General features: G+C 66.1%; 9 protein-coding genes and 1 pseudogene. 7 read left to right on the top strand and 3 right to left on the bottom strand.

Features of this window, described 5'->3' with window-relative positions:
• Positions 1 to 222: pseudogene (locus tag E3O46_RS18395) on the top strand (hypothetical protein); the annotation flags it as partial.
• A gap of 117 nt (positions 223 to 339) precedes the next feature.
• Here E3O46_RS18395 and E3O46_RS16025 read toward each other — a convergent pair.
• Entirely contained in the window at positions 340 to 936 is a 597-nt protein-coding gene (locus tag E3O46_RS16025; protein WP_134562064.1) for a cation efflux transmembrane domain-containing protein, read from the bottom strand.
• A 51-nt stretch (positions 937 to 987) separates the two neighbouring features.
• Between E3O46_RS16025 and E3O46_RS18390 the strand changes: the two genes are divergently transcribed.
• The 3 genes from E3O46_RS18390 to E3O46_RS16015 all read left to right on the top strand — a co-directional run bounded on the left by E3O46_RS18390 (position 988) and on the right by E3O46_RS16015 (position 2757).
• A complete protein-coding gene (locus E3O46_RS18390; RefSeq protein WP_166787281.1) occupies positions 988 to 1161 on the top strand; it encodes a hypothetical protein in 174 nt (57 codons plus the stop codon).
• Between the two features lie 10 nt (positions 1162 to 1171).
• Positions 1172 to 1867: a deoxyribose-phosphate aldolase gene (deoC, locus tag E3O46_RS16020; protein ID WP_134562063.1), complete on the top strand. Its 696-nt coding sequence runs from the start codon at positions 1172 to 1174 to the stop codon at positions 1865 to 1867.
• Between the two features lie 311 nt (positions 1868 to 2178).
• Entirely contained in the window at positions 2179 to 2757 is a 579-nt protein-coding gene (locus E3O46_RS16015; RefSeq protein ID WP_134562062.1) for a beta-class carbonic anhydrase, read from the top strand.
• A 67-nt stretch (positions 2758 to 2824) separates the two neighbouring features.
• On the opposite strand, the gene E3O46_RS16010 is transcribed toward E3O46_RS16015, so the two are convergent.
• Complete coding sequence (locus E3O46_RS16010) at positions 2825 to 3373, bottom strand: helix-turn-helix domain-containing protein (RefSeq protein WP_134448812.1); 549 nt, start codon at positions 3371 to 3373, stop codon at positions 2825 to 2827.
• A 10-nt stretch (positions 3374 to 3383) separates the two neighbouring features.
• Positions 3384 to 4052: a cyclase family protein gene (locus E3O46_RS16005; RefSeq protein WP_134562061.1), complete on the bottom strand. Its 669-nt coding sequence runs from the start codon at positions 4050 to 4052 to the stop codon at positions 3384 to 3386.
• Positions 4053 to 4163: 111 nt separating this feature from the next.
• Here E3O46_RS16005 and E3O46_RS16000 point away from each other — a divergent pair, with 111 nt between their 5' ends.
• The 3 genes from E3O46_RS16000 to E3O46_RS15990 all read left to right on the top strand — a co-directional run bounded on the left by E3O46_RS16000 (position 4164) and on the right by E3O46_RS15990 (position 7237).
• Positions 4164 to 5741 carry a purine-cytosine permease family protein gene (locus E3O46_RS16000; protein WP_134558669.1) on the top strand — a complete coding sequence of 526 codons (1578 nt, stop codon included), beginning with the start codon at positions 4164 to 4166 and terminating at the stop codon, positions 5739 to 5741.
• Positions 5738 to 6148 carry a nuclear transport factor 2 family protein gene (locus E3O46_RS15995; protein WP_134448809.1) on the top strand — a complete coding sequence of 137 codons (411 nt, stop codon included), beginning with the start codon at positions 5738 to 5740 and terminating at the stop codon, positions 6146 to 6148. Before E3O46_RS16000 ends, E3O46_RS15995 begins: the two co-directional genes overlap by 4 nt.
• An 81-nt stretch (positions 6149 to 6229) precedes the next feature.
• The gene (locus E3O46_RS15990; RefSeq protein WP_134448808.1) at positions 6230 to 7237 is read left to right on the top strand and encodes a dimethylarginine dimethylaminohydrolase family protein; all 1008 of its coding nucleotides are present in this window, start codon (positions 6230 to 6232) and stop codon (positions 7235 to 7237) included.
• The last annotated feature ends 3 nt before the right edge of the window (positions 7238 to 7240 follow it).

Genomic DNA, 7240 nt, shown 5'->3' with positions numbered 1-7240 from the left:
CACCACGCGGTGAAGAGCTACACACGGTGGTCGCCGAAACACCTCGGCGACGGCCGCATCGAATGGACCTCACCCGCCGGGTACAGCTACATCGTCGAACCCTCCGCCGGCATGAGACCACCCCGGAAACCCAAACCCGCACCGAAACCACCGGTCCCGATCGTGGACGTCTGGAACCTCGACCCCACACCCGAAGACCCCGACGACCCGACACCGTTCTAGAACCGGCGGGTCCCCCTCACTGGACTGCTACATTGTCCGGCCGCCGCAGCTATCGCTACGGCCCAAAAGCCACAGCAGCCGATGCGGGGACCGACCAGGCGACCGACAAGAACGGGATCATGGCCGGAATATGTGGATGGCTTCACGGACCGCGTAGTAGACGATCACATAGCCGGCGAGTGGATCGGCCCACCACCAGCCGAGGACGAGGTCGAGGACCAACCCCGCGAGTACGGCGACGGCCAGCACACCGTCGATCAGAGTGACTCGGCCTTCCGTGACGAGCACGGGATTTCCGAGGGCGCGGCCGGTCCGGGCCTTCCCGAACGCCAGTGCGAACATGACAGCGGCCGTTACGCCCGTCCAGACGATTCCGGCGATGCTCGGCGACGCATGGTGGTTCGACGCCAGGGCCACGGTCGATTGCACGGAGAGGTATGCGGCGAGCGCGACGAACGCGACACCGATCATCCGCAGCGCACGCTGCTGACGAGCCTCCCCCGTGCCGGACAGCTCCCAGAGCACGACCGTACTGGCACCGATCTCGATGAGGCTGTCGAGTCCGAATCCGACCAGGGCGACGGACGATGCGGTCACGCCGAGCACGGCCAGGATGGCGACCCCAACGACGTTCCAGCCCAGGGTGACATATTCGAGTCGTCGTCCTCGCCGGAGGAGAACCACCTCGGTGTCGACGGCTCCGGTTGAACGCATGCCGTCCAGCGTAGAGTGAATGTCTGGGCAGATCACAGGCTCAGAGGGCCGGTGCTGCGCACAGCGCTCCGCTCCCGAATCTCCCGAACCTCCCACATCGCCATCGAAGCCGGTCGGGGTGATGCCTGGTTTCGCCGACTGGACCTGGACGGTCGCGTCGTCTCGATCGAGGAATTCAGCGCATCGACCGCGCTGCACATCTCCCCCGAACTCGTCACCAGCTAAGGACCCACCCATGACAACCTCCCTCGTCGACACCATCAGCATCGCCCGCTGCATTGACCACACCCTGCTCAAGCCGGAGGCCACCACCGCCGACGTCACCGCCCTCGTTGCCGAGGCCATAGAACTCGGCACCTACTCCGTCTGCGTCTCTCCCTCCATGCTGCCGCTCACCATCCCGGAAGGGGCCGACCTCAAGGTCGCGGTCGTCTGCGGTTTCCCCAGTGGCAAGCACCACAGCATCATCAAGGCCGCCGAGGCCGCCCTCTCCATCGCGCAAGGCGCCGACGAGATCGATATGGTCATCGACATCGGCGCGGCCAAGGCCGGCCGCTTCGCCGACGTGCAGGCCGATATCGCCGCCGTGCGTGCCAGCGTCCCAGCACCGAAGGTGCTCAAGGTCATCATCGAATCCGCGGCGCTGACCGATGCCGAGATCGTCGCCGTGTGCGAAGCGTCCGTGGCCGCGGGCGCCGACTTCGTCAAGACCTCCACCGGCTTCCACCCCGCCGGCGGGGCCACTGTGCATGCGGTGCGCCTGATGAAGCAGACAGTGGGCGACCGGGCCCAGGTGAAGGCGTCGGGCGGAGTCCGCAGCTTCGACGACGCCCTCGCCATGATCGAAGCGGGCGCGAGCCGCCTCGGCGTCTCCGGCAGCGCGGCACTGCTCGCCGGCGCCATCCCGACCGGAGCTGCCGGGTCCTACTGACCCCCTCTCAGGCAAAGAATGACCCGGACTTCCGACGGAGTCCGGGTCAGTGTGGCGGGAGCGGGAATCAAACCGACGACGCCTTCCGAGCTTCCCGGTCAGCTGAAATGGCCGGAGAACTTATATGTGAGCTGCGACCAGGATCAAGGCGCGAGTTCTTGCGATATGCACGTCAGCTACCGCCCGACAACGAAGTGGACGACTTCCCCGGAACAATGCGCAACAAAGGCTTTCCGCTCCGGCATCGCTGACTACGCTTTCACAAAGTCCGCCAGCCGAGGCGGCTTACCCCCATCGTGAAGGACGCATCCATGACCGTTCTCGAAGAAGTCCTGTCCGCAAACAGCGCATACGCCGAAGCATTCGGCGACAAGTCAGAGCTCGCCCTGCCGCCGGCCAGGGGCTTCGCGATCCTCACCTGCATGGACGCGCGCCTCGATCCGGCCAAGTACGCGGGTCTGAGCGAAGGCGACGCGCACGTGATCCGCAACGCCGGCGGGCGTGCCTCCGACGACGCCATCCGCTCGCTCGTCATCTCCTACAAGCTCCTGGGCACCAAGGAATGGTTCGTCATCCACCACACCAACTGCGGGATGGAATTCTTCACCGACGAAGTCATCCGTGGACTGCTCGCCAACAGCCTGGAGACGGCCGCCCTCGGCGAGGCCGGCTTCTACGACGTCGGCACCGGCCCGGGTTCGGCGGAGGCGAAGTACGTCGACTGGCTGACGATCTCCGACCAGGCGTCGAGCGTTCTGCAGGACGTCGGACGCATCAAGGCGCATCCGCTCGTTCCCGCGGGAATCCCGGTCTACGGCTACATCTACGACGTGACGACCGGCCGGCTCGTCGAGGTACCTGCGGCCATGGCAGCCGGCTCGGCGCACTGAGGCAACCCCTGCCCGGCTGAGGCGCTGTGCCGGGGCAAGCCTGCGGACGCGAGCCGGCGATGTGCGTCTACGGCGCCGGGGCGAGCATCCAGATGACTTCGCAGGCGTCCGCCGGCGAGGGGTTTCGCCAGCGATGCGGATCCCTGCCGCGGAATGTCATCGCGTCACCCGTGGCCAGGAGAAAGACGTCTTCGCCGATGACCAGCTCGAGAGAACCGGCCAGGACGAGCACGAACTCCGCCTCGCTTTCCAGTTCGTAGAGGTCCGGGCCCGCCGAACCCCCCGGCTGGATGCGGGAGTGGATCACCTGCATATGGGTCTGCACCCCCGGCGTCAGCAGGAACTCCTCGGCGCCCTGGCCCCCGAAGTTGATCGGCGCCCCCTCACCGGCACGGACGATCTGGGTGGCCGGCGCCTCGAAGAGTTCTCCCACCCGGAGACCGACGACATCGCAGATCGCGACGAGGGAGGAAACCGAGGGCGACACCTGGTCGCGTTCCATGCGGCTCAGAAACCCCGAGGTGACTCCCGCCGCGGTGGAGACCGCCTCCAGGGTCAGGTTCTTGGCCTGCCGGGCTGCGCGGAGCCGCGCTCCAATCGGAATCTGACGTGCCATTTCAACGTCCCTACGGTTCGAGCCGAATCGCTACCGCTCGCACCGGAGCACCATCTGCCGCTTCAAAAGCTATCGGAAGAAGCGAGATCACCGGCGCAGGGAAGTCGATTGCCGCGATATTCGTCAGATTCTCCCCGATCACGCCGTCGACGTCTGCGATGAGGTGATGCACAGGGAATCCCTCACCCGGATGGGTCTCATCGGGGGTTTCATCGATGTTGATCGCGTCGATCGCGAACGTTCGCACGCCGAGCCCGATCAGGCGACGGCAGGCATCCGCATCGAGAAAAGGGTTCTCGAAATACCGGTCGGTGCCGTAGTGCTCGCTCCAGCCGGTGTGCAGGAGGATGATCGAGCCCGGTCGAACCTGGTCGGCGACCGGCTCGATGAACTCCCAGCCGATGCGGCCGCGGGGCCCTGCGGCCCGGGCGTCGACGACGATGCCGCGTCCGACGAAGCGCTCGAGCGGGATCTCGTCGATCTTCAGGCCGGTCTCGCTGAAGTGGAAGGGGGCGTCCACGTGGGTGCCGGTCTGGGACCCCATGGACACGTTGAGCAGATTGAAGCCGTCTCGCTCGATGGTGCTGTGCACGGAGAATTCGAGCACCGGATCCCCCGGGTAGACCTGCGTGCCCGCACCGACGGGGACGGAGAGATCGACAATCGATTGTTTCGTCATGGTAAATAATTCTTGCATATCTATCAATTTTCTCCCAGTGAACGTAATGTCATCTCAACTTCTTCTGCGCAGTCGGAGACCCCACCCGCTACGAAAGACAAGGCGTTCACCATGACCAGCAGCAACACTGGCGCCGGCGATTCCGGCACCGCCGTGCTCAATGCCCGCCCCAAGATCACCGAGGTCGAAACCCACGGGATCGACACCATTCCACACCCTGACCGCACATCGACGTGGGTCGACCTCCTCCGCATCCAGTTCGGTGGCGCCAACACCTTCGCGACCGTTCTGCTCGGCACCTTCCCGATCGTGCTCGGCCTCTCGTTCTGGCAGGCCGTGCTCGCCACCGTCGCCGGAGTTCTCGTCGGCACCGTCTTCCTCATGCCGATGGGCCTTTTCGGCCCGCGCACCGGCACGAACAATGCCGTCTCGTCCGGCGCGTTCTTCGGCGTTCGCGGCCGCGTCGTCGGCTCCTTCCTGTCCCTCCTCACCGCGATTGCCTTCTACTCGATCTCGGTCTGGGTGAGCGGTGATGCCCTCGTCGGCGCGCTCAACCGCCTGGCCGGCATCGAGGACTCCGTCGGACTCCGCACCCTCGTCTACGGCGTCATCGGCGTGATCGTCATCGTCGTCGTCGTGTTCGGCTTCCAGTTCATGCTCCTCGTCAACAAGACCGCCGTGATCGCAAACACCGCCCTGATCCTGCTCGCGTTCGTCGCGTTCTCCGGCACCTTCGACGCCGGATACAACCCCGGGCCCGATGCCCTCGCCCTCGGCGGCTTCTGGCCCACCTTCGTCGCCTCCGCGCTCATCGTGATGGCGAACCCGATCTCCTTCGGCGCGTTCCTCGGCGACTGGTCTCGCTACATCCCGAAATCGACGCCGACGAGCAAGCTCCTCCTCGCCACCTTCCTCGGCCAGGCCCTCACCCTCATCCCGTTCCTGTTCGGCGTCGCCACCGCCACGATCGTCGCGGGCCAGGCCGACTACGTCTTCGCCCTCATCCAGGCCTCCCCGATCTGGTACGCAGTGCTCCTGATGGTTGTCGCCTTCATCGGCGGACTGTCGACGGGCACCACCTCGCTCTACGGCACCGGCCTCGACTTCTCCTCGGTCGTGCCTCGCTTCAGCCGGGTGCAGGCCACCATCGGAATCGGTGTCATCGCTTTCCTGTTCATCCTCACCGGGCGTCTGTTCTTCGACCTGCTCGGTGCCGTCAACGCGTTCATCGGGGCCATCATCGTGACCACGACACCCTGGATGGTCATCATGGCGATCGGCTTCATCGTGCGTCGCGGACACTTCGATGCCCGCAACCTGCAGGTCTTCAACAAGGGCGAGACCGGTGGCATCTACTGGTTCAACTCCGGCGTCAACTGGCGCGGCATGGTCGCCTGGATCGGCGCCGCCGTGATCGGACTCCTCTTCGCGAACTACCCGCCCGTCATCGTCGGCCCGTTCAGCGCCCTGGGCGGCGGCATGGACCTCAGCCTCGTGACGGCCGTCGTCGCGGGAGCCGTGCTCTACCTCGGCGCCCTCTGGATCTTCCCCGAACCCCGCTACGTGTTCGGCGAGGAAGGCCCGCGGCTCGTTCCCTCCTCGAATGCGCCGCTCCAGGACGTCGTGACCGACCACGCCTCGAGCGCGGCCCGCGTGCACGCCAGGGCCGCCGCACGGCGCGCCTCATGAGCGACGACGTGGCCGACCCCGGCACCCCGGCCGCCGACGCCCTCGCCGCCGCAGACGCGCTGATCTCCGACTTCGGAAACCATCGGCGGGACGCGTACTTCTCCCGGTTCGCCCCTGAGGCGACGTTCCTCTTCCATTCGGCGCCCGCGCGGCTCGAATCCCGGGCCGCCTACGAACAGCTGTGGGACGAGTGGGAACAGCAGAACGGCTTCCGGGTACTCTCCTGCGTCTCGAGCGAGCGTCGGATCCAGGTCTTCGGCAAGGTCGCCGTGTTCAGCCACGACGTCGCCAGCACCGTCAGCTTCGACGACACCGTGGAGACCCTGGCCGAGCGCGAGTCGATCGTTCTGGAAAACCGGGGCGGCGCATGGCTGGCCGTGCACGAGCACCTCTCCGCGAGGTCGTGAGGTTCCCGTAGGAGCCGGACACGACATCCGCCCATGACCATATCGACACGCGTCCACACCCAGTCACCGAAAGAAGCATTCATGCACGAGATCGATTCCACCCTCGAGATATCCGACGGAAAGTTCCACCGGCTCCTCGGACCGGAGGCCCTCCCCGCGTTCGGCGACACCGGGGAACTCGAAGCGACCTGGGGACGGCGCTGGGGTGCCGCAGACGAGGTCGGCCGGCTGCGCTCCGTGCTGATGCGACGGCCGAGCCAGGGCCTCGCGAATGTGCGGGCGAACACCTACAACGAGGAACTCGGCGCCCTCGTCGACCCGGAACTGCGCTGGTACTGGACCGGGCGCGACACCCCGGACCTCGACCTCCTCAACGCGCAGTACGACGACTTCGTGAGCACCCTCACCCGCAATGACGTCGAGGTGGTGTTCGCCCCCGAGCTTCCCGCCACGTTCACGAAGTCTGTGTACACCCGCGACCCGTTGATCACGATCCCAGGCGGAGCGATCATCGGGCGCCTCGCCCCGCGGATGCGCCGGGGGGAGGAACAGTCGATCACCGCAACGGTCGCCGCTGCGGGGATGCCCATCCTCGGCACGGTCACCGGCTCCGGCCTCGCCGAAGGCGGCAGTTTCCAGAAGGTGCGGCCGGACACGGCGTTCTTCGGCACCTCGGTGCGCTGCAACCCGGAAGGGTACCGGCAGCTGGCGAGGATCCTCGAGGAATTCGGCATCACTCTGAAGCGGGTCACGCTGCCCGGATACCTCATCCACCTGGACATGTGCGCCGTCATGCTCGACGACGACCTCGCCCTCGTCAACCCGCGGCTGGCGCCCTACGACTACATGGCACAGCTGTGGGACCTCGGCATCGAAACCATCGAGGTCGATCCCCGCGAGGAATGGGCGTGCAACATGCTCGCCCTCGATCGCCGCAAGGTGATCATGCCCGACCACTTCCCGCGGACGGCCGAGATCCTCAGCGACCGGCACGACGTCGAGGTCCTGCCCGTCGCCTACCGCGAGATGCTCAAGAACGGCGGCAGCGTGCACTGCTCGACCATGGAACTGCAAAGAGACTGGAGCTAGACG

It is taken from the genome of Cryobacterium glucosi, from assembly GCF_004402235.1.
Lineage (GTDB): Bacteria > Actinomycetota > Actinomycetes > Actinomycetales > Microbacteriaceae > Cryobacterium > Cryobacterium glucosi.
Note: the sequence above shows the minus strand (reverse complement) of the source record. Positions and strands in the feature narration are given on the sequence as shown.